Source organism: Clostridioides sp. ZZV15-6598 (assembly GCF_020657705.1).
Taxonomy (GTDB): Bacteria; Bacillota; Clostridia; order Peptostreptococcales; family Peptostreptococcaceae; genus Clostridioides; species Clostridioides difficile_F.
In genome coordinates this window covers 23,311-45,238 of the sequence record NZ_JAGWCS010000009.1, presented here as the reverse complement: position 1 = coordinate 45,238, position 21,928 = coordinate 23,311, and the positions used below count along the sequence as shown (strand labels likewise).

Sequence of the window (21,928 nt, the reverse complement as noted above, 5' to 3'; positions counted from 1 at the left end):
TAGTACTATGGGTATAATCTATTTATTTGGTTCGATTTTTTTGTTTAATTGGCCATAAAAACAAAAAGCCTATAATTGAAGATGGAGGATTTATATATGGATTATAAAAATGTAGCTCAAGAAATCCTACAAAATGTAGGTGGAAAAGAGAATATAAATGAAGTTACTCATTGTATGACAAGACTTAGATTCAAAGTAAAAAGTACTTCTAAGGTCAATAAGGATAAGTTATCTAAAACTGAGGGAGTAATAACTGTTGTAGAGAGTATGGGTCAGATACAAGTTGTAATTGGTAATAAAGTAAAAAAAGTGTATGATGAGGTTGTAAAAATGATACCTCAATCAAGTGAAATAGACAAGAAAAATGGAAATGAAGAAAAACAAGGTATAATGAACTCTATATTGTCTGCTGTAGCTGGAATATTTACACCTACAATACCTGCTATAGCAGGAGTTGGTATGATTAAAGGTATTTTGTCAGTTCTTGCTATGTACTATATGAACAAAAATGGCGTGGATATAAAAGAGACCCAAAGTTATATTATTCTAAATGCTATGGCTGATTCTATATTCTATTTTATGCCTATTATACTAGGATATACTGCTGCTAAAGTATTTAATGCAAATAAAATAATATCTATGGTATTAGGGGCGACACTTTGCTATCCAACTTTTACAGCTTTGATGGCAGGAGAAGAAACAGTTAGATTTTTAGGACTAGCAGTAACAAAAGCCACATATACATCATCTGTTATTCCGATAATTATTGCTATATGGGCTCTTTCATATGTTGAAAAAATACTAGAAAAGTATATACCTGAAGTAATTAAAATAATAATGGTTCCAACCTTATCATTAGTTATAATGTTACCTGCAACATTATTTTTATTTGGACCAATTGGGATATATGTAGGAAATGTTATAAATTTTGTTTACAAGTATATTTATGAACTAAGCCCTGCATTGTGTGGAGCATTCATAGGTGGATTATGGTGTGTATTAGTTATATTTGGTGCACATAGAGCACTACTACCAATAGGTATAAGTGATGTTGCTCAAACAGGAAGACAAAATTTATTGGCTTTTGCAGGAGCTGCAAACTTCTCACAAGCAGGAGCTGCTCTAGGTGTATTCTTTAAAACGAAAAATCAAGGGTTAAAGACAATTTCCATGTCTGCAACTATAACTGCACTATTTGGTATAACTGAGCCAGCAATATATGGTGCAAATCTTAGGTTAAAAAAACCAATGGTGTGTGCCGTAATATGTGGTGCAATCGGAGGAGGCATAATGGGAATGGGTGGTTCTTATGGTAACGCATTTGCAAACCAAGGTATTTTAACTATACCTGTATATGCTGAAGCAGGAGCATTAGGTTTTTTAAGTTACTTAGGGGGTTGTGCTATAGCATTTTTTGGTTCAGCTATTTTAACTTATATAGTTGGGTTTGAAGACTTAGAAGAATCTTCTAAAGGAAATAGTTCTAATATAAAAGTAGAAACAAGAGAAGGTGTCATTGATATAACTTCACCTGTAGAAGGGGATAGCATAGAATTATCAGAAGTAAAAGATGATGTATTTGCATCAAAAGCTATGGGAGAAGGGATAGCTGTATTACCTACAAAAGGAGTAATAATAGCTCCTACTGATTGTGAAGTAGCTTCTCTATTTCCAACACTACATGCAATAGGATTAAAGCTAGACAATGGAGCAGAAATGTTAATACATGTTGGAATTAATACAGTAGAGTTAAATGGCAAACACTTCATAAAACATGTCAATCAAGGAGATTTAGTAAAGAAAGGTGATAAACTGATAACCTTTGATATAGATGAAATAAAAAAAGCTGGATATGATGTAACTACACCAGTTATAGTAAATAATACATTTGATTTTGTACAAGTAGTTTCTTGTAAACCTAGTCACGTATCGACAGATGATAAAATAATTTCATTAGTTAATAATTAAATTGACTAGAACTATAAAATTAAGCTATTGTAATAAATCAACAAATAAAATGATTAAAACATTAATATAAAAGGAGTGACATTTATGAATACAGGATTTCCAAAAAATTTTTTATGGGGAGCATCATCTTCAGCATTTCAAGTGGAGGGAGCTTGGGATAAAGACAATAAAGGCAAAACAGTGGCTGATTACAATTCCTTTAAAAAATCTCACTTACAAGCAGACACTAAAGTAGCATCAGATTTTTATCATAATTATAAAGAAGATATTGAATTGATGAAAGAATTAGGAATGAAAACATATCGTTTCTCACTTTCATGGGCAAGGTTAATTCCAGATGGTGAAGGAGAAATAAATCAAAAAGGAATAGATTTTTACAATAAAATAATAGATAAATTAATAGAGTGCGATATTGAGCCATTCGTAACTTTATATCACTTTGACCTACCTTTTACATTAGTGGAGAAGTATAATGGTTGGGAAGGTAGAGAGACTGTTTATGCTTTTGAAAGATATGCAAAAATATGCTTTGAGCATTTTGGAGATAGAGTGAAGTATTGGCAACCTCATAATGAACAGAATCTAATTGTTAGAGTAGAAGAGAGAATTAATATATATAATGAAACAAACCCATGGAAGATAGATAGAATGCGTGCCCAAATGGACTATAATCTTTGCTTAGCTCATGCATTAGCTGTTAATGCATGCCATGAAATGATAGAAGGAAGTAAGATTGGAGCAGCAGTATCATCATCTGTAACATATCCTCTTACATCTAAACCAGAAGATGTATATGCAGCAAGGATGAATGATAATTTTAAAGTGTACTACATGCTTGATATGCATTATTATGGAGAATATCCAGGATATTATATGAATTATCTTGAGAAAAGAAATATAGTTCCTCATATGGAAAATGAAGATAAAGAAGTACTTAAAAAAGCCAAAATGGATTTTATAGCTGTAAATTACTATAGAACAAACTGTGCAGAGGCTTTACCTGAGGATTCACAACATCTATTTGGATTAAGAGAAGGAACTGTTGACTTTAGCATGTATGGATTATTTAAGATGTCAATGAATCCTAACCTAAAGGCTTCAGAGTATGGGGCATCAATAGATCCATCAGGTCTTAGAGTTGCACTTAATGAATATTGGCAAAGATATCATTTACCTGTTATAATAACTGAGAATGGGCTTGGAGCTAAAGATGTATTAGAAGATGGTAAAATTCATGATGACTATCGTATAGATTATTTAAGAAGCCATATAAATGCATGTAAACTGGCTATTGAAGATGGTGTAGAGATGATTGGATATTGTCCATGGTCATTTACAGATCTTTTAAGTTCCTCACAAGGTTTTAATAAACGTTATGGATTTGTTTACATAAACAGAACAGACCATGAAACTTTAGATTTAAAAAGAATAAAGAAAGATAGCTTTTATTGGTACAAAGAAGTCATAGAGAGTAATGGAATAACAAAATAAATAATATATTGAGGTTTTTAGTATGTACATTACAAAGGTATTAAATAATTCGTTGCTACTTGCAAAGGATGATAATGACGAAGAAATAATATTGATGGGTAAAGGAATTGGTCATAATTATAAGATTGGGTCTGAGTTAAATAAAGAAGATATAGAAAAAACTTTCGTCCTTCATGATGAAAATATAAAAAAGAGCATTATACAACTTGCATCAGAAATAGATGCAGAATACTTTGGGATAGCTCAAATGATAATCTCATATGGAATAGAAAAATATAATTTAAAACTTATGAACCATATATACTTGGCTTTAACTGACCACATCGCCTTTGCAGTGAGACGCTTTAAAGAAGGTATAATGATTGAGAATCACTATTTGTTTGAAATTAAAGAATTTAATCCAAAAGAATATGATATAGGAAAATATGCGATTACTGTTTTTAAGGAGGTTCTTGGTTTAGACCTACCAGAAGAGGAAATTGGTAATATAGCAGGCCATTTTATAAATGCACAACAAGACAATCCTTATAGTGATAGAAACAAGAGAAGTGCTAAAATTGTAAATGCCATTTTACAAATAGTTCATTATCACTTTTCTATTGTATATAATAAAGAATCATTTTATTATATGAGATTTGTAATGCATCTAAAGGCCTTTTCTCAAAGATTTCTGGCTAATGAACCATCAAAAGAAAAGATAGATTTTATATATAATCAAGTGCGCAAAAATTGTAAAGAAGAATATGAATGTGTAAAGAAAATAGGAGCTTATATATACAAGGAATACTCTAGAGAATTGCCTAGGCAGGAGGAATTATATTTAATGATTCATATTCATAAGATTCTAGGCGAGTTAGATGAAAGCTGTTAAAATGTTTTAGTATATTAGTAACTTGATAATAAAAATAAGAATTAACTAAATTTAAATAATGGAATTATTTTAAGAGATAGCTATCAAACTATCTCTTAATTTTATGCAAAAAATGACCCTAAAAGTAGTAGTCTAGAAAATATATTTAATCTTAATGTCACTTATATGGATTGTTTATGATAGGAAGAGATAATTTATCTGAATTATCTGCTCCTGAAGTTGCAAATGACTCAGGTAGTATATCAAATGAATTATTGAGCAGAGTGGGAAGAAGACTAAATGTTATAAAGAAATAACTTAATTAAATAAACATATTTGTTGTATTACGCAATTTATTTTACTCTGGCTAGATATTTTTAGTAATGTTATGTCTTAAATATATATTTATTAATTTGCATGACAATTTAGAAAATGTATAACATATGATGTTGTTGGGGTGTAATGATTGATATATTGTCATAATATTTGCAAAATGATATAATCGAGAAGAAACAAGATAGATAAATAAAGGAGTAAATACTATGAAGATATATGATGCATTAACACGCTTTTATATTAAGGATATAGAAAATGCCATTCCTTTTTATGAAAATCTTTTAAAAGAGAAATGTTCTTTACGTTTTTCTTATAAAGAAGTGGGGTTAGAGTTGGCTCAGGTAGGAAATGTTTTGCTGTTATCTGGTTCTGACACTGCTCTTAAACCATTTATAGAAACGAAAGCTACTTTTATGGTCGATTCTGTGGATGAATGGAGAAGTTATCTGCTACAAAGTGGAGCCGTAGTGATAAGAGACAAGAAAAAAGTTCCTACAGGATATAATATGACAGTAAAACATCCAGATGGAACAATTGTAGAGTATGTTCAGCATACAAAATAATATTAACTAAAACACAGGGTTAACTTGAAATAGAGTTACTAATAAATAGTTTATGGTAATATATTATATACTCGAAAGTTTAATTTATTAATCTTAACTCTGATATATTATAAATTAGATTAATATGTGTCAAAATAAAAAAAGTTATTTACATAAAAGGTGAACTTTGGATAAAGTTCACCTTTCTATTTTTTTTGACTTACAAAAAATAATATACTGAAATGTCACAACAGAAACCCATCCTATGCCAGTAGCAAATGCAATCGTCTTTAAACCAAATTGTTGAATAAACAAATAAGAAATAATAACGCGAATTGATATATGTAAGATGGTTCCAATCACAGGGATATTTACTTTTCCACTTCCTCTATACCATCCAACAAATGCACTCCCTATAAAACATAAGACATAGAAAATAGCGATAGTTTTCATGTACTCTATGCCGTTTATCATAATTCTACTATTGGAATTAGTAGTCATAAATTCAATAGTAGTCTTTGCAAAGAAATACATTATCAAAGATAATCCAATTCCTAGACACACTAGTATAATCAATCCCTTATAAAATCCTTGCTTTGCCCTTTTTTTATTTTCATTTCCAGTATTTTGTGCGACAAATATAGAGATAGCCTCAGCGCCACTATCACCAAAAGAATTAGCAAAGCCTTCAATTCTTGTTGTAGCAGTGTATGCCGTAATCATGTCTGTTCCCATTAGATTTACAGCTCCCTGTACTAGCAATTTTCCAATATATAAACTGGATTGATGAAAAGCTGAAATTAGACTATAGGATAGAGTTAATCTTAGTAATTTCCATTCAAACTTCATATCTTCCTTTCTAAACAAAAGAAATGAAATGTTTTTTCTTATATAAATAAAACAAAGAATTGATGCAAGAGTCTGTGAAAGTACAGTTGCAAAAGCTGCTCCTTGGATTCCAAAATCATATACTGCAACAAAAATTATATCCAAAACAGTATTTATTATCATTGAAAGCATTAAGATAATTAGGGCAGCTTTAGTATTCCCAACAGCTCTCAAGGCTGCTGATAATAAATTATAAAAATATGTTGCGATAAGACCACAAAAAATAATATTTAGGTATGGTATTGCAATACTTGAAACTTCTTGTGGCGTATGAATTAGATTTAATAATGGAGAAAGTATAAATATTGCACATATACTTAATCCTAAAGTTAATATAATGCCAAAAACAGTTGCTAGAAAAGATTCTTTTCTAAATGAAGATAAATCATCAGCCCCATAAAAATGTGCAAATATAATTGATATACCTGTACAACTTCCACTTAGTACAAATATAAAAAGGTTCATAATAGTTCCTGCTACACCTACAGCAGCAAAAGCAGTTTGACTTACAAACCTACCAACTATAATAGCATCAATAGTATTATAAAGCTGTTGAAGTATATTTCCTAAGAGTAATGGGAACATGAGTATAAGCAATTCATTCCTTATGTTTCCCTCTGTTAAGTTAGTTGTATATTTCATAATGACACCTCGTTAAATTTTAAGATACAATTAGTTTACAGTCATATTAAATAATTGTAAAATGCTGTTTTTATCCATATAATATAAATAAATATTTATATTATGAATTGGGGTAAGATTATGACAGAACTTGAGATACAAGCTTTTTTGACTATTATAAAGCTAGGAAGCATTTCTGCTGCTGCTGAAAGTTTATATGTTACTCAGCCAGCTTTAAGTAGACGCATACATGCATTAGAAGCTGAATTGGGATATAAATTAATTAATCGAAAAAAAGGAGTACGAATATCAGAGTTGACAGAAGAAGGGAAGGCATTTGTTCCAATTGCAGAAAAATATAAAACTCTCTTACAAGAAGCTAAGTATATAACTAAGATTGATAGAAGTAAAATTCTAAATATATCCTCTATAGGAAGTGTTAGTTCATACATCCTTCCAGATGTATTTTTCTGTTTTATGAATACATATCCAGAGTATAATGTAAACTTTTACAACTATCATTCTTATGAAGCATATGATTATGTTTCCAAGGGGGAAGTTGATATAGCTCTTATTTCAGATGATATGTTTTTTAATAACATAGAAACCATACCAATATTTAAAGAAACCATGTTACTTGTAACAAGTTGTGGCTCAAAATATAATGGAGAATTGCACCCATCTGTTTTAGATGTTGCTGATGAAATAAGACTTCCATGGAATCCTGAATATGATTTGTGGCATAATTTTTGGTTTCGTTCAACTCTTCAACCTAAAGTGTTTTTGGACCAAATGTCCCTTTTGGAGTATTTTATGAGGCAAGAAAATGTATGGGCTATTGTGCCAGTATCAGTAGCATATCATCTTAAAGAAATATCTAATATTGAAATACATTATATAAAGGATGCACCACCAGATAGGTTTATTTATTATTTAGTTAAAGAATCTAGCAAACAAGAAACAATAGACAAATTTTTAGATTTATTAAACGAAAAACTATTACAAATTAAAGGATTGGAGTCTTTAATTAAATGATAGAAGAGAAGATAATAAACTCTAAAGTTGAAATTTTGTTACATTATAAAAAAGAGCAAGATTTATTAAATATGACTAAGAAGTAATTGATATAATGTCTCATGGATAAAAGGAGGAGAGCTGCAATGTTTTATAAAGTAAATAATGTTATAACTGCTATTGATTACATAGAGGAGCATTTATCAGAAAAGCTAGATTTAGATATAGTTGCTAATGCTGTTCATTATTCAAAATATCATCTACATAGAACTTTCACAACTTCTGTCGGTTTGACAATGCATGATTATATAAAACGAAGAAAACTCACGGAGGCAGCAAAACTATTGGTATTTTCTAAAAAAACGATTATTGAAATTGCATTGATAGCTGGCTATGAGAGTCAACAAGCATTTACTTCCGTATTTAAAGATATGTATAAAAAATCTCCAAATAAATATCGAAAAGAACAAGAATTTTATCCTTTGCAGCTAAGATTTGTTTTGAAAAAAGATAATTTATTTTCAAAAAATATATCGGAATTAGAAAAAGATATTATACTTGCTAAAATATCTGATATACCATCATGGATGAATTTAGTTAGGTTGGTTATAGATGGCTTTCCAAATTTACAGGAGGAAGAGTATATCTCTCAATTAGAACAATATATTTTGGAAGAAAGAGCTTTGATATTAAAATTCAATAACATTGCTATTGCAAATATGGTATTTAATAAAGAAACTGGAAGCATTGACTTTTTTGGAATACATCCTCAATATCGTAATTCAGAGATTGCACAGGTATTTTTAAAAAAGGCTATTGAAAATTTTTTGATGGATACATCCATCTCAATCACAACTTTTAGAGAAGGAGATAAAGCTGATACAGGGCATAGGAATATGATAAAGAAGTTAGGCTTTGCAGAAGCTGAACTGCTGACTGAATTTGGGTATCCTACTCAAAAATTTGTTCTGTCTTCTGAAAATGAAAAAGAGAATAAATAGTACTAATAATCTATTGTATTAAAAAAGAATTTTACATTTTTTAGGTGTATTTATTTTTTTTGTCCATGTTTCTCATAACTTTGATTATAACTATAAGAAAATGTATTTTTTATTTAGAAAAAATATAAATTTTGAGGCTGAAATTTAAAACAAAAACTAAATTTGAACCAAATAGCAAGAATGATTAAAAAATATAAAGTTCAATTAAGTATAATGATTTAAGATAATACTCAGTTGACAAGGAGGGTTCAAATGTCTAAAAATCAGCAATTAGAAAGTTGTAATTCTATCACATCTAATTCTAAAAATAATATGTCTGAACAAGAGATAGAGTTAAAAGCATCTTTTCCAGATGAGATTTCATATCTTATAGATATAAATAACAAATTGGATAATGCTTTGGAGAAAGCGGAAAATTCAGTTGATAAACTTGATAAAGATTACATGGATGCTAAATTATATATGGTAAAAAATCGTGGAGAGATAGACCCACATGAAATGTTCCAGAATGAGTTGGCGCTAAAGCAAATAGATAGTTATGGAGCTTTTATGGTAAAAGTTCGAGACAAGGTTGCTAAAATGAAAGATTCGCCATATTTTGCTAGGATAGATTTTAAATTAAAAGATGAAGATGACGATTCAAAGTATTATATTGGCCGATTTGCATTCGATTATGAAAACGAGCTTCTAATACTAGATTGGCGTTCTCCAATGGCCAGCATGTTTTATGACTGTGAGATAGGACCAGCAGGATATAATGCACCATTAGGATGGATAGATGGAGAAATAACACGTAAACGACAGTTTAAAATTAAAAATGGAAAACTGGAATATGTACTTGAAAGTTCTATGAATATACAAGATGATATTCTTCAACAGGAACTTAGCAATACTTCTGATGAAAAGATGAAATCTATTATTTCAACAATACAAAAAGAGCAAAATCAAATTATTAGAAATGACAAGGCTGACACTCTTATTATTCAAGGAGTAGCTGGTTCTGGAAAAACATCTATAGCATTACATAGAATTGCTTTTCTTCTTTATAGATTTAAAGATAAGATATCAGCAAATAATGTAATTATTCTATCACCTAATAAAGTCTTTGGTGACTATATTTCTAATGTCCTTCCTGAGCTAGGAGAAGAACCACTGTGTGAATTAAGTTTTGAAGATATAGCCGAAGTTCAATTAGAGCGGATTATTGATTTTGAAGGAGAAAAAGATTCTCTGGAAATAAATGATGTACAATGGGCTGAAAGAGTACGTTTCAAATCTACACTTGATTTTTTAAAGCTTATGGACAAATACATAAAACAAATGCCAAATGTTGTTTTTATTCCTAAAGATTACACTTTTGGAAGTTTTATAGCTGAAAGCGATTGGATACGAATAAGATTTGATGCATATAATAAATATCCAGTTAAGCGAAGATTGGAGATGGTAGCAGAAGATATTCATTATAGATTTGAATCGGATAATATTATGGAAGATGACTTACCAAAAGTAAAAAATATACTTAAAAGTCTAAATGGAATGTTAACAATAAAAAATACTTTGGCACTTTATAAGGACTTCTTCAGACAGATGAATATTCAAGATATGTTTGTAATGCCATCAAAGAAGACTCTTGAGTGGGCAGATGTGTATCCTTTTATATATCTTCATGCTGCTTATGAAGGATTGCAAGAAGACAAAGTGATAAGACACATTGTTATTGATGAAATGCAGGATTATACTCCTATTCAATATGCTGTAATAAACTTGCTTTTCAAATGTAAAAAGACTATTCTTGGAGATTTTGGACAACTAATCAATCCTAATCATTTACATACATTAGATGATATGGTACAGATTTATGATGCTGGAGAACTTGTAATGTTAAATAAGAGTTATCGTTCTACTCTTGAGATTATTAATTTTGCTAAGAAAATTCAAAATATAACTTCACTGGAGGCTATTGAAAGACATGGTGAAGAGCCAGTTTTAATTAAATGCAGTAATGAACAGGATGAGATAGATAAGATAAAAATTGAGATTGAGCAGTTTGAGGAAAGCACCAATGCTACCCTTGGTATTATACTAAAAACCAACAGCGAGGCTAAAGCAATATATGATGTTATTAAGCAAGAATATGATGTTAATTTAATATGTCCTGAAAGTTCTAGTTTTGTAAAAGGCGTATCGATTACTTCTATTAAAATGTCAAAAGGTTTGGAATTTGATGAAGTTGTTATTCCTTCAGTAAATAATAAAACATATTACAATGATTACGACCGTAGTTTATTATATATTGCTTGTACACGAGCTATGCATAGACTTAAGCTTACATACACTGGAAATTTAACTCAATTGATTAAAAAATAGCTATGCACACTCGTAACTTTAGTCGTGAGTTAGTAGATAACGTAGTCAGCATATAGGGAAACTTATATGTAGAGATAGGATAGAACCTATTTAATTTTCCTAACCTGTTATGAGGTATCATACATTGCCATTCAATTCATTGAAAATCTTGATCTCATGCGTTTTTCCGCTTGTATTCTTAGTGTGTGAGCGTATTTACCTCATTGGCAAATACGAAAAATTTGACACCATGACAGCAACTATGTTTAATGAGTTTATTGAAAAAAATTTTGTGTAGGAGTACACAAAGGCATTCTACCAACCCTTGCCACCACTATTTGAAAGAAACTGGGGTAGCATTTACGTTTACCCAGTTTCAGCAATTTCTTTTATCGTGCCAATAAGTTCTTTTGTTTATACTATCTCTGTTTAAATAATTTGTGCATTGTGCTTGATGTTGCAAATAATCTATGTAGACAAGTTTTGGAATTTCAAAATATCTATTTGCTTTGCAATATCTATATTTCTTTTTTTAAGATATTCTAATCGTTTTGTAAGAATATCAACTGCTTCTTTTTTATATAAGAATTTAATAAAAAATAGCAGTTATAAAAGGAACAAGGTTATAATTAAAGTTTTGAATAATGATACAAGTGCATCTTTAAACTCAATATAACCTTTCTCAGAAAGCGAATAAACTATTTTACTAGGCATATTTTTATTTTCTTTATCCATATGAACTCCTTATAGTTCAGTAAACTTATGTTTTAATATTAAGCGTTGTATTTTCTGGGTTACTTCCAAGACAAATTCATCTTACTATAAGTAATCATAGCTAAAATAACTTGGAGACCTAGTAGCACAATTGATTTCGATTGTATTGGCTGGATAAAAAGATCCATTGTGAATAAACCTCCAATCGCATTGAACCACGCATGAAAACATACACAGACAATGATACTACCTGTCAGCCTGTATAGAATTGCTAACACAAAAGATACCGTGATACACCAACACAAAAACGAGAAAAAGTTCATGGAGGATTGATTTGAGTTCTGTAGCAACCAGAGCGGAAGATGCCAAATGGACCATATCATGCCTGTGAGAAGACTTGCGGCAAAAAAAGGTAGTTTTTGCTCTAATGCTGGCTGCAAAAAACCACGCCAACCAAGCTCCTCCAATCCACCACCTATAATCATGAATGGAAACATAAGGAGTATCATATACCAAGGTTTTCCAAGGTATCGATTGCAAAAGATATTGATTACAATCTGGCTGGCAAAGAAAATAGCAATAATCAGCACGTGAGAGCTAGATATATGATTGGTTTTGACGATGTAGCCCCAAAGTTCTTTAATTCCACGAATCTTACCACTTTTTTTAAGAAGGATTATAACAGCATAAGCCGGAGCAAACCCAATTGAGAAACCAACCAGTAAGTAGTATATGACAGTTCCAATTGGTCCTACAAACCATTCAAGTCGTTCGCCTATTATGACGATTGTTGTAGCACTCCATGCAATCAAAAAAACAAGCAATAAGTATTGTAGTATTAGCTTTTTATTATAGTGATTCCACATAAGTATAACCTCCTCATAAATAATCTATAGATTCATTTCCCACCAGAAAATAGAGTACGCTCCATTTGAAATCGCTGTAATCGCTGTTTATTTGTTATCCTTATTTTCAGATTGGTTGCTACTTCCAAGCATGAAAAGAACAGATGTACATAGGCTAGACAGTAATCCATCCATATCTAGCTGAATATCTTGCATGGCAGGGTAGCACCTTGTTAGAATTAGGTCTCTTTCGATTCCGCTGAGACATACCATAATGAAAGAGTATATTTCATCTAATGTCTGTTTTGGAGAGAAATAGCCTTTTTGTATTTGCTCTTCGATATATCGATATGCTTGCGTTTGTAAATAATCGCTGCTGGATGCAACCTTCACATTTGCCCGAAACCTCTGGTAATATTGCTGGTCGCTGGCAAGCATAGCAAGCATTTCATTGAAAATCTTACCATACCCAGTGATGCCAATCATAATAGCATCAAAATATAGCGAAAACAGTTGCTTTACAATATCTTCGGGAGAATGTCCAGAGTGCAGTATTTCATCAACTTTAGCAGACACGTCAATAATCGATGAGTCTCTGTTAATAAGGGCAAATAGGATATCCTCTAAATTAGTAAAATATCGATATACAAGCCCATGACTAAAGCCTGTTTCCTTAATAATATCTTTCATTTTAACTGCATATACCGGCTTGGACATGCAGACATCAAACGCAGCATCCAGTATCTGATCTCGTTTTTCCTCAAAATACTGTTCATTTACTTTTGGCATTACCTCAACTCCTTTAAAATGACTTTATAGTCATTATTATATGATATATTATAGTCTCTTTTATATATACTGTCAATATTAAAATGACTAATATGTCATTTTAATGTTATGACTGTGAACAAGTTAAGCGCAGGCAACCTAGTTGTTAATAAAATTGTGGTCAATCCAAGGTAGAACAAAGTAGCAATAGGGTTCGAAAACGAAGTGAAGACAGATGATTGCGTGATAAATCAAATCAGAACGCTAAGCTTAGTGTTAATTAAAACAGTGTATCTGCTACCATATCAAGCGGTAGGTACTTTTTACACTACATAAGTACCAAATAAAACGATTTTTCATTTGTTGATTTATGATAAGGGAAATATCGAGGTAAACAGACAGTGAAATACATGAAAAACCCCTTGAAAACATATTGTTTAAAAGGGGTATGAAAAAAGGTTAGGATTATTTATATTAGGTAGTGTATAATTTCATATTTGTGAAAAACAAATTTGCTATTATTCGTCAATCCGTATATAATCATTATATACTCTTTTGCGAAAGGAAGTTGATATTATGGATTACATTTCTGTGAAAGCCGCTTCTGAAAAATGGGGCATATCAGAAAGACGGATACAAAAATTATGTGAAGAAAATCGCATTAACGGTACTGAGAAATTTGGTCGAGCGTGGATGATACCAAAAGATGCCCCAAAGCCAATTGATGGTAGATATAAATCAACAATGAAGGTAGGTGAGATTTAAAAATGAATTTTTTTGATATAATGCCCAAAGAAGTAAAAGATAAACTGCAAGAAAAAAGCTATGCTGCTGGAAATACTATATTATATGCTGAAGAAGAAAACAATTTCGTTTATTTTTTATTGTCTGGTGTTGCTGAAGCTTACATTCAAAGTTCCAATGGAAATTTCGCAACACTTTACTTATATAAATCGGGAAGTTTTTTTGGAGAAATAGAACAATTTTACGATGGAAAAAAACCTGTAGAAATTACAGCACTTGCAGATTGTATTGTGAAACGACTTTACCGAGCTGATTTTTTGGAATGGATTAAAAATGATTTTAATGCAACAAAATTCTTAATACAAGGATTAGCAGAAAAACTAATTATTAATGCCCAATTGGTAGAAAACATTTTGGAGCTCACAGTAAAAGAACGCTTGCTTCGGAGTATATCATTGCATTATCATCGAAATACGCTTGATTCACTTAATAAATCTCGGCTTGCTAAAGAAGTGAATTCACCTATTAGGAGCGTTAATCGGGCAATAGACGAATGTAAAAAACAAGAATTACTCGATTTTTCAGATAACAAGTTTATTATTATAAATCCTAAGGAACTTCTAAAATATCTTCCATATATAGAATGATAAGAACAGACATCTTCATTTTCAAGATGTCTGTTCTTTTTTGTGGTCAATTGACCTTTATTATTAAGCTGTCTAAATGTAATATACTTATAAGCATAAATTCTTAGGAGGTATATCATGAATGTTGCTATAAGCAGAATTTTAAACATCTTAGGTGATGTAAAAATAATAGATAAGATAGTAAATCTAAATAACTCGGATATAAACTCTTTTCTATTAAGCGTCTTTCAGTCAGCTGTAATAAAAAAGACACCTCAAAACATATTAGCTGCGTTTTCTACCAATCGTTTCACTAGTCCAAGCCATTTTGACCCAATTGCCTTTCATAATTTAGAGGTGAAGTTGTTATCCCTTTCAGAAAAGCTAGGAATTAAAAATCTGCTGCTTTCTCCCTCCGCTCCGCTTGGTAGTTGTAGTGTTTTTGGATGTGTAAATCAAAACAATGTAATTAGTGCATTACGGGGAACCGAAACTTTATCGGACCCTTCTAATATGATAGCAATTATTATTGCTGACGGTTTAAAAAAGAAAATATTACGTAACGAAGATGCTATCCATTATGCTACGACTACAAGAGTAGTACGTGCTCAAACCTTTGAAGGTAAAGGGTTTTATGCCCACTTTGGAATATTTTGCATAGTTTCCTCTGGAAAAGATAAGGGTTCATATTTATGTGAATCTGAATTGCTAATAAAGCATCTAAACTATTACAAAGACCTCTTTACAAATATTGAAAACTCAAAAATAAGTATTTGCTTACGAAAACGTGGAGGTTATCCCGACCGAGATGGATTCTTTGAAAAAATGACTGCTATAGTAAAGTCTTCTTTACCAGAGATTCAAATTACTATTGATTTGAATAGTGAAGATAATGCTTACTACAAAGGAATAAATTTTAAGATTTATCTACATTGCAATGATAATGTAATTGAAATTGCTGATGGCGGTTTTGTAAACTGGATTAGTGAAATGACAGGAAATAAGAAAAATCGTTGTCTGATAAGTGGGATAGGTATTGATAGATTATTGACTTTGGAGGAATAAAATGAAATTAGAAAATTGGTCAACTGAATATATAAATGACTTAGTAAAAAATGCTAACAATAGGAATGTATCAAAAAATTTGAGAAATATTTTTCCATATCCATATTCCGTTGTGGATGCTGAGAAATTTATCACACACTGCCAAAGATGTGATAATAAACATATAAATCTTGCAATCATTGAAGATGACAAAGCGATTGGAAGTGTAGGTGTTTCTATTGGTGAAGATATTTATGAAAAAAGCGCCGAAATTGGTTACTGGATAGGTGAATCATATTGGGGGCAAGGAATTATGACACATGCTATAAAAGAAATGATAGAACTATGCTTTTCTCAATATGATATTGTTAGGCTTTATGCTGTTGTTTTTTCACACAATAAAGCTTCTTGCAAAGTGCTTGAAAAATGTGGCTTTGTATTTGAAGGAACACTTAAAAATTCTATTTACAAAGACGGCAATATTTATGACAGCCGAATATATGCTTTGGTTAAAAAATAATAATTTTAACATCTAAATGTACCGTCCCAACGGAAATAAAAAAAACCGTTGTTGTGGCGGCAGGTATTCATGTGCCAAAACAAAATATAAGTAGCAAAGCGGCGGTTTTGAATAACAATCAAAGCCGCCATTTTTCTTTTTCAAAAAGCAAACAAGGTAGGTGTATTAAAGTTACCCTTCTTTAAGGATACGGCGGTATCTAAGGAGGTATCGCCGTGTTTTCTTTTTCCCAATTGCTTGGTAACTTATCAAAAAAAGTCATACCACATTGTGGGGCGACTATGGTCTACAATCCGAAATTATAAACTACATAGCACGAAATAAGTACGCCCGTGCCCGATTGAGATTTGATGAATTTCAGTCGGGCATTTTTGCGTTTATAAGCCCTCGCTGCCGTTCTCCACCACTGTCCTTTCGATTTCAGCTAACCCCAAATCGAAAGGATGGTACAAACCATGAAAAAAGTAAACTTTAAAAAATACTATGACCACATTACAACAGACACATACCACGATGTTCCCGATGAGGTGTTTGACATCTTGGAGGAATACCGTAAGGCAGAGCAAGCCTACCACAGCAAGATAAATTACCACAAAGCCTACTACTCGCTTGACCGTGATGACGGCATTGAACACAGTGCCTTGTTTGTTTCCCTCTCACCCGATGAGATTTACGAGCGTAAGCTCACGAGAGAGCAGCTCCATGCCGCTATTGCATCTTTGCCGGACAAGCAGGCAAAACGCATTTACGCTCATTACTTCTTGGGAATGAGTAAAACAGCCATTGCCAAAGCTGAGAGAGTGACCGAAAAGGCAATTAGAAAATCCATTGAGCGTGGGTTAATTTATATGGAACAGTATTTAAAAAATAATTTGTAATCCGAGTCCGAATATCCCTCTTTTTTCTAAAGGTATATGAGAGGAAGTTTTTCTCTCGCATACCAAACAGCGTAATTGTACCTTGACAATTTCATATACGATATTTTGAGTACATTACTTATGTGAGCCGAAAGGCAAAGCGACTTAACAGGCATCGCTAAGATGAGGGTATGGGGAGGTGAATAAAATACCTTTGGAGCGACAAATGGACTGTTAGAGCCGAGTAACTCAGCTTTACAAGTTGAGTAGGCAACTCGTCCGCAATGACCCACATAAGTGACAATGATACTTTGTGCCGTTCCGCCTCCAAAACGATAGAAACAGGGGGAGTTCCTGCGGTATGCGTGGCTTTTGGACAAGCCACGGTACTGTGGGGCTATGATAGCTGTGCCAACAGCAACTCAAAATATTCCCTTTGTCGGGGGTGCGTGGCAAATACGGCAAATCTTATGACAAAGACAAAATAGACCGCAACACTCTATTTCTGTTCCAAAAAAAAGGTGTTGCGGTCTTTCTATTTTATATAAATGCAATCATGAAAAGGAGGTCAAAAATGAACGCTAATGCAATACGCACAGGAAATAAATTTGGTTTAACCGTTGATGAAGCTGCCGCTTATACAGGCATCGGCAGAAATACATTGAGAATGTTAATTAAGCACGGAAAATTGCCAGCACTATTTATTGGAAGAAAAAATGTTATTCGTACAGATGTGTTGGAGCAGTTTTTGGCTGCTAACCAAGGGATAAACCTCTTGGATATGGAACAGGTGAAAAATATATGACAACGAAAAAATGGCAAAGTTGTGCAATCAGTGTTTTGCCTTTATAATAATGGTATCACATTGCAACAGTAACCTTTGCCGTGATGAAAGGAGAATTTATTATGGCAAAAGGGTCTGTTAGAAAAAAGGGAAAGAAGTGGTACTATCGGTTTTATGTAGAGGATGCAAGCGACAACCGCATACAAAAAGAAATGCCCGGCACTGAGAGCAAAAGCGAAACTGAAGCTCTGCTCCGAAAAGTTATGGACGAATATGAAAATCAAGCATTTGTTGCAAAGGCTTCTAATATCACATTAAACGATATGTTGGATATGTGGATTGAGGAAGAACTTGCCCCAAGCAAACGCAGTAACGGAACTGAACGGTCATATTTGAATACAGCAAATCGGGTTAAGCAACATTCCATTGGGAAACGGAAATTGAAAACAATCACAGCAGAACATTTGCAAAAGTTTTTCGACTCACTTTCCTCTGCCCAACCATTATCAAATGGAAAAAAATCAAAACCACTGTCAGCAGGAAGTCTTAATGTTTATGCAGCAGTCATGCGTGGAGCGTTCCGTTTTGCAGTATTCCCGAAACAACTGATTACCTTTAATCCTATGCAATATGTGGTGCTTAGAGGAAATCAAGATGATTTTGAGATGTTCAGCAGTGATGCAGATGGAGAAACGGACAAATCCCCTGTTGTTACAGATGAGCAGTTTAGGCAGATGTCAGAGTATTTGCAGAGAACAAATAACCCTGCATTGCTCCCCATACAAATTGCTTACTACACAGGATTAAGGCTCGGAGAGGTTTGTGGCTTGACTTGGCAGGACATTGACTTAGAGGGAAAATACTTAACAGTTAGGCGTAGCATATGCTATAATAATACCCGAAAGGCTATGACAATCGGGCCGACAAAACGAAAAAAGATACGCACCGTAGATTTTGGGGATACATTGACCAACATACTTGTGCAGGCAAAGAAAGAGCAGCAGAAAAACAGAAAGCAGTGTGGCGAATTGTACCACCATAACTACTACACCATAGAGAAAGTGAAAAACCGCACTTACTACTATCTGCACTCTCAGCCCGTAACAGCCAATGTGTCAGAAGCGTACACCAATATATCTCTCGTTTGCCTGCGTCCAGATGGTACTCTTGTAGCACCGAGTGCAATTATAGGAATGTGTAGCTCTCTGAGAAAAAGAGTTGACGGCTTGGATGATTTCCACTTTCATCAACTCAGACACACATACACCAGTAAGCTCCTTGCCAATGGAGCTGCACCAAATGATGTACAGGAGCTGTTAGGTCATTCCGATATTAACACCACCATGAACATCTATGCCCATGCTACAAGAGAATCAAAGCGGAACTCTGTGATGCTTCTCGAAGTGGCTACGGCTTGACTTGAAAACACATTTTCCCTTGTAGATTTCTGATAAGGGAAAAAACAAGGGAAATAAGGGATAAAAACCCCAAGAAAAACTCGATAAACGCAGTGTTTTCAAGGGGTAATGCAAACGGGGTAAAGATTATTTATATAATCTTACCTAAGAGTACTTTATAAATTAGCCAATTATACAACTTTAAAGTTTGTGTATATACCTGTATTTATTGAAATTTTTTTATTGATTTTCTAAGGAAGTCTGATGTTATAGTATTACCTTTTTTAAACATTTCTGATGGAGTACCTTCAAACACAACCTCTCCACCATTTTTACCACCATCAGGTCCAATATCAATCACCCAATCTGCTTGCTTTAAAACATCTAAATTATGTTCAATGATAATAACTGTATTACCTCTATCTACTATTCTTTCAAAAATCAACATAAGCTTGTCAATGTCAGACATATGAAGACCAGTAGTTGGTTCATCCAGAATGTATATAGTCCCTTTTTTATTAAGATTTTTTGCTAGTTTAATTCTTTGACATTCTCCACCAGATAGTGTACTAAGTGGTTGACCTAAAGTCATATAAGATAATCCCACATCTTTCATAGTTTGTAGTATTTTACAAAGCTTCTTTTCTGTAAAGAATTCCAGAGATTCATCTACTGTCATAGAAAGAACTTCGACTATATTTTTACCATTGTACAATTTTGACAGTACTTCTTCATTATATCGAGTACCTTTACAAGACTCACATGTATTAACAACAGGGTCCATAAACACTAGCTCTGTAACAAGTACTCCTTTTCCGTTACAAATAGGACAAGCTCCTTTAGAATTAAAGCTGAATAAACTTTCTCCAACATTATTTTCCTTAGCAAAAAGTTTTCTTATCTCATCAAAAAAGCCAAGAAATGTAGCTGGCATAGAACGATTTGTAGCTGTAATAGGATTTTGGTCAATTTTAATAACATCTTTTTCATATTTCTGTGCAAAGACCTGAGAAATCAAAGTACTTTTACCAGAACCAGCAACTCCAGTAACAACTGTCATGATTCCAACTGGTATATCTATCTCAATATTTTTTAGATTATGCAAACAAGCTCCTCTAATTGGAAGAAAGTTTTTTGGTTTACGAGTATTAGATTTTATAGATAGTGATAAATTCATAGCTTTTGAAGTAAGTGTATTTGCTAGAAGTAATTCACTATAGGTGCCTTGAAATACAATATTTCCACCTTGTTTACCAGCATTTGGACCAATATCTATAATCTCATCTGCTATAGATATGACATCTTTATCATGCTCAACGACAAGAACTGTATTTCCCCTGTCTCTAAGTTTTTTCAATAATTGGTTCATACGATGTACATCTCTTGGGTGCATACCAGTGCTGGGTTCATCAAAAATATAAGTTAGACCTGTGAGGCTACTTCCCATATAGCGTACAAGTTTTAATCTCTGAGCTTCTCCTCCAGATAGAGATGTCGACTCCCTATTTAGATGTAAATAAGGAAGTCCAATATCAATCATTCTTTTTAAGCCATCAGTAAGAGCATCTACAACAGTTTCAACTCTCTTATCATTTATTTGAGAGAGTAAATTATAAAGTTCAGTAAATTCCATATTACTCATATCTGCTATAGAATACCCTAAAATAGTGCAGTTAAGTGCATCTTTATTTAATCTTTTTTCATGACATTCAGGACACTCCTCATCAGTTATAAGTTTTTCTGACTTTTCTTTGGTATGTTTACTCATATTACTAATATCTCGATTTAGATATGTTTGATTGTATTTATTAAAAATTCCTTCAATTTTTGAATTTTCAGGTTTGCTTTTTCCATCTCTTGAGCCATATAGCAATAAATTATATTCCTCCATAGAATAATCCTTTAGAGGTTTATCTAAGTCAAATAGTCCAGACTCAGCATATTGTTTCCAATACCATGAATTAGGTTTAAATAGAGAGTCATTTACACAACCTGTATTCCATGAATCTTCAGGACTTAGAATAGATTCAATATTAATTACTTTGACTCTACCAATTCCAGAACAGTTTTTACACATACCATTTGGGTCATTAAATGAAAAGTATGATGCTGTCCCTACATATGGTTTTCCAATTCTAGAAAATAATAATCTTAGTGAAGAATACAAATTACTTATAGTTCCTACTGTGGAACGTGCATTACCACCAAGAGGAGACTGGTCTACGATTACAGAAGCAGTTAAATTATCAATCAGTTCTACATGAGGTTTTTTGTATTTTGGAAGTCGACCTCTAATAAATGCTGAATATGTTTCATTCATTTGTCTTTGTGATTCTGCTGCAATTGTATCAAAGACAATACTTGATTTTCCAGAGCCAGAAACTCCAGTAAAGACAATGATTTTGTTTTTGGGAAGTTTAAGTGATACGTTTTTTAAATTATTATGTGTAAGTCCCTTTATTATGATATCTGACATAAATACTAAGTCCTTTCTTTATATATTTGAGTGGCGTAATTATATTATGTAGTTATATTATAATAAGATTAAAACTTACTTTCATGATATATTCTG

The 21,928-nt window shown here is 32.4% G+C and carries 19 protein-coding genes; 14 read left to right on the top strand and 5 right to left on the bottom strand.

All coding sequences use genetic code 11. The features are described from left to right. Positions 1-96: 96 nt before the first annotated feature. The 4 genes from KGF50_RS03160 (at position 97) to KGF50_RS22520 (ending at position 5,208) form a co-directional block, all read left to right on the top strand. On the top strand, positions 97-1,968 hold the full coding sequence (locus KGF50_RS03160; protein WP_227846788.1) for a beta-glucoside-specific PTS transporter subunit IIABC: 1,872 nt from the start codon (positions 97-99) through the stop codon (positions 1,966-1,968). A gap of 84 nt (positions 1,969-2,052) precedes the next feature. Beyond that, positions 2,053-3,459, top strand: coding sequence for a glycoside hydrolase family 1 protein (locus KGF50_RS03155; protein WP_227846787.1), 1,407 nt, complete (start codon positions 2,053-2,055; stop codon positions 3,457-3,459). A gap of 22 nt (positions 3,460-3,481) precedes the next feature. After that, a complete protein-coding gene (locus KGF50_RS03150) occupies positions 3,482-4,330 on the top strand; it encodes a PRD domain-containing protein (RefSeq protein ID WP_227846786.1) in 849 nt (282 codons plus the stop codon). Positions 4,331-4,977: 647 nt separating this feature from the next. After that, entirely contained in the window at positions 4,978-5,208 is a 231-nt protein-coding gene (locus KGF50_RS22520) for a VOC family protein (RefSeq protein ID WP_413926779.1), read from the top strand. Positions 5,209-5,385: 177 nt separating this feature from the next. Here the strand turns inward: KGF50_RS22520 and KGF50_RS03140 are convergent, their stop codons facing one another. Continuing rightward, on the bottom strand, positions 5,386-6,717 hold the full coding sequence (locus tag KGF50_RS03140) for an MATE family efflux transporter (RefSeq protein WP_227846784.1): 1,332 nt from the start codon (positions 6,715-6,717) through the stop codon (positions 5,386-5,388). 102 nt (positions 6,718-6,819) lie between these two features. On the opposite strand from KGF50_RS03140, the gene KGF50_RS03135 reads away from it, so the two are divergent. From KGF50_RS03135 to KGF50_RS03125, 3 genes are all read left to right on the top strand, one after another. Further along, entirely contained in the window at positions 6,820-7,731 is a 912-nt protein-coding gene (locus KGF50_RS03135; RefSeq protein ID WP_227846783.1) for a LysR family transcriptional regulator, read from the top strand. A gap of 125 nt (positions 7,732-7,856) precedes the next feature. Further along, on the top strand, positions 7,857-8,711 hold the full coding sequence (locus KGF50_RS03130) for a helix-turn-helix domain-containing protein (RefSeq protein ID WP_227846782.1): 855 nt from the start codon (positions 7,857-7,859) through the stop codon (positions 8,709-8,711). Positions 8,712-8,963: 252 nt separating this feature from the next. Beyond that, positions 8,964-11,078, top strand: a complete 2,115-nt coding sequence (locus tag KGF50_RS03125; protein WP_227846781.1) for a 3'-5' exonuclease — start codon at positions 8,964-8,966, stop codon at positions 11,076-11,078. A 585-nt stretch (positions 11,079-11,663) separates the two neighbouring features. On the opposite strand, the gene KGF50_RS22280 is transcribed toward KGF50_RS03125, so the two are convergent. The 3 genes from KGF50_RS22280 to KGF50_RS03115 all read right to left on the bottom strand — a co-directional run bounded on the left by KGF50_RS22280 (position 11,664) and on the right by KGF50_RS03115 (position 13,405). Then, the gene (locus tag KGF50_RS22280) at positions 11,664-11,792 is read right to left on the bottom strand and encodes a hypothetical protein (RefSeq protein WP_255654729.1); all 129 of its coding nucleotides are present in this window, start codon (positions 11,790-11,792) and stop codon (positions 11,664-11,666) included. A gap of 59 nt (positions 11,793-11,851) precedes the next feature. Beyond that, positions 11,852-12,637 (bottom strand): type II CAAX endopeptidase family protein, encoded by a 786-nt coding sequence (locus tag KGF50_RS03120; RefSeq protein ID WP_227846780.1) that lies wholly within the window; start codon positions 12,635-12,637, stop codon positions 11,852-11,854. 87 nt (positions 12,638-12,724) lie between these two features. Next, entirely contained in the window at positions 12,725-13,405 is a 681-nt protein-coding gene (locus tag KGF50_RS03115; RefSeq protein ID WP_227846779.1) for a TetR/AcrR family transcriptional regulator, read from the bottom strand. 555 nt (positions 13,406-13,960) lie between these two features. Between KGF50_RS03115 and KGF50_RS03110 the strand changes: the two genes are divergently transcribed. The 7 genes from KGF50_RS03110 (at position 13,961) to KGF50_RS03080 (ending at position 19,377) form a co-directional block, all read left to right on the top strand. Then, the gene (locus tag KGF50_RS03110) at positions 13,961-14,149 is read left to right on the top strand and encodes a helix-turn-helix domain-containing protein (RefSeq protein WP_227846778.1); all 189 of its coding nucleotides are present in this window, start codon (positions 13,961-13,963) and stop codon (positions 14,147-14,149) included. Between the two features lie 2 nt (positions 14,150-14,151). Next, positions 14,152-14,775, top strand: coding sequence for a Crp/Fnr family transcriptional regulator (locus KGF50_RS03105; protein WP_227846777.1), 624 nt, complete (start codon positions 14,152-14,154; stop codon positions 14,773-14,775). Positions 14,776-14,892: 117 nt separating this feature from the next. Next, a complete protein-coding gene (locus tag KGF50_RS03100; RefSeq protein WP_227846776.1) occupies positions 14,893-15,819 on the top strand; it encodes a hypothetical protein in 927 nt (308 codons plus the stop codon). Position 15,820: 1 nt separating this feature from the next. Beyond that, positions 15,821-16,318: a GNAT family N-acetyltransferase gene (locus KGF50_RS03095; protein ID WP_077745555.1), complete on the top strand. Its 498-nt coding sequence runs from the start codon at positions 15,821-15,823 to the stop codon at positions 16,316-16,318. Positions 16,319-16,773: 455 nt separating this feature from the next. After that, positions 16,774-17,196, top strand: coding sequence for a sigma-70 family RNA polymerase sigma factor (locus KGF50_RS03090; protein WP_227846775.1), 423 nt, complete (start codon positions 16,774-16,776; stop codon positions 17,194-17,196). 553 nt (positions 17,197-17,749) lie between these two features. Further along, positions 17,750-17,980 (top strand): helix-turn-helix domain-containing protein, encoded by a 231-nt coding sequence (locus KGF50_RS03085; RefSeq protein WP_227846774.1) that lies wholly within the window; start codon positions 17,750-17,752, stop codon positions 17,978-17,980. A 101-nt stretch (positions 17,981-18,081) separates the two neighbouring features. Continuing rightward, on the top strand, positions 18,082-19,377 hold the full coding sequence (locus KGF50_RS03080) for a tyrosine-type recombinase/integrase (protein ID WP_227846773.1): 1,296 nt from the start codon (positions 18,082-18,084) through the stop codon (positions 19,375-19,377). Positions 19,378-19,582: 205 nt separating this feature from the next. On the opposite strand, the gene KGF50_RS03075 is transcribed toward KGF50_RS03080, so the two are convergent. After that, positions 19,583-21,832, bottom strand: coding sequence for an excinuclease ABC subunit UvrA (locus KGF50_RS03075; RefSeq protein ID WP_227846772.1), 2,250 nt, complete (start codon positions 21,830-21,832; stop codon positions 19,583-19,585). Between the last annotated feature and the right edge of the window lie 96 nt (positions 21,833-21,928).

Bases quoted from the DNA above. Each gene is read 5' to 3' on its own strand.
- KGF50_RS03080 (WP_227846773.1), top strand. From the start codon at position 18,082: ATGGCAAAAGGGTCTGTTAGAAAAAAGGGAAAGAAGTGGTACTATCGG.
- KGF50_RS03160 (WP_227846788.1), top strand. From the start codon at position 97: ATGGATTATAAAAATGTAGCTCAAGAAATCCTACAAAATGTAGGTGGA.
- KGF50_RS03075 (WP_227846772.1), bottom strand. From the start codon at position 21,832: ATGTCAGATATCATAATAAAGGGACTTACACATAATAATTTAAAAAAC.
- KGF50_RS03125 (WP_227846781.1), top strand. From the start codon at position 8,964: ATGTCTAAAAATCAGCAATTAGAAAGTTGTAATTCTATCACATCTAAT.
- KGF50_RS03135 (WP_227846783.1), top strand. From the start codon at position 6,820: ATGAATTGGGGTAAGATTATGACAGAACTTGAGATACAAGCTTTTTTG.
- KGF50_RS03140 (WP_227846784.1), bottom strand. From the start codon at position 6,717: ATGAAATATACAACTAACTTAACAGAGGGAAACATAAGGAATGAATTG.
- KGF50_RS03120 (WP_227846780.1), bottom strand. From the start codon at position 12,637: ATGTGGAATCACTATAATAAAAAGCTAATACTACAATACTTATTGCTT.
- KGF50_RS03100 (WP_227846776.1), top strand. From the start codon at position 14,893: ATGAATGTTGCTATAAGCAGAATTTTAAACATCTTAGGTGATGTAAAA.
- KGF50_RS22280 (WP_255654729.1), bottom strand. From the start codon at position 11,792: ATGGATAAAGAAAATAAAAATATGCCTAGTAAAATAGTTTATTCGCTT.
- KGF50_RS03095 (WP_077745555.1), top strand. From the start codon at position 15,821: ATGAAATTAGAAAATTGGTCAACTGAATATATAAATGACTTAGTAAAA.
- KGF50_RS03110 (WP_227846778.1), top strand. From the start codon at position 13,961: ATGGATTACATTTCTGTGAAAGCCGCTTCTGAAAAATGGGGCATATCA.
- KGF50_RS03105 (WP_227846777.1), top strand. From the start codon at position 14,152: ATGAATTTTTTTGATATAATGCCCAAAGAAGTAAAAGATAAACTGCAA.
- KGF50_RS03115 (WP_227846779.1), bottom strand. From the start codon at position 13,405: ATGCCAAAAGTAAATGAACAGTATTTTGAGGAAAAACGAGATCAGATA.
- KGF50_RS03085 (WP_227846774.1), top strand. From the start codon at position 17,750: ATGAACGCTAATGCAATACGCACAGGAAATAAATTTGGTTTAACCGTT.
- KGF50_RS03090 (WP_227846775.1), top strand. From the start codon at position 16,774: ATGAAAAAAGTAAACTTTAAAAAATACTATGACCACATTACAACAGAC.
- KGF50_RS03130 (WP_227846782.1), top strand. From the start codon at position 7,857: ATGTTTTATAAAGTAAATAATGTTATAACTGCTATTGATTACATAGAG.
- KGF50_RS03150 (WP_227846786.1), top strand. From the start codon at position 3,482: ATGTACATTACAAAGGTATTAAATAATTCGTTGCTACTTGCAAAGGAT.
- KGF50_RS03155 (WP_227846787.1), top strand. From the start codon at position 2,053: ATGAATACAGGATTTCCAAAAAATTTTTTATGGGGAGCATCATCTTCA.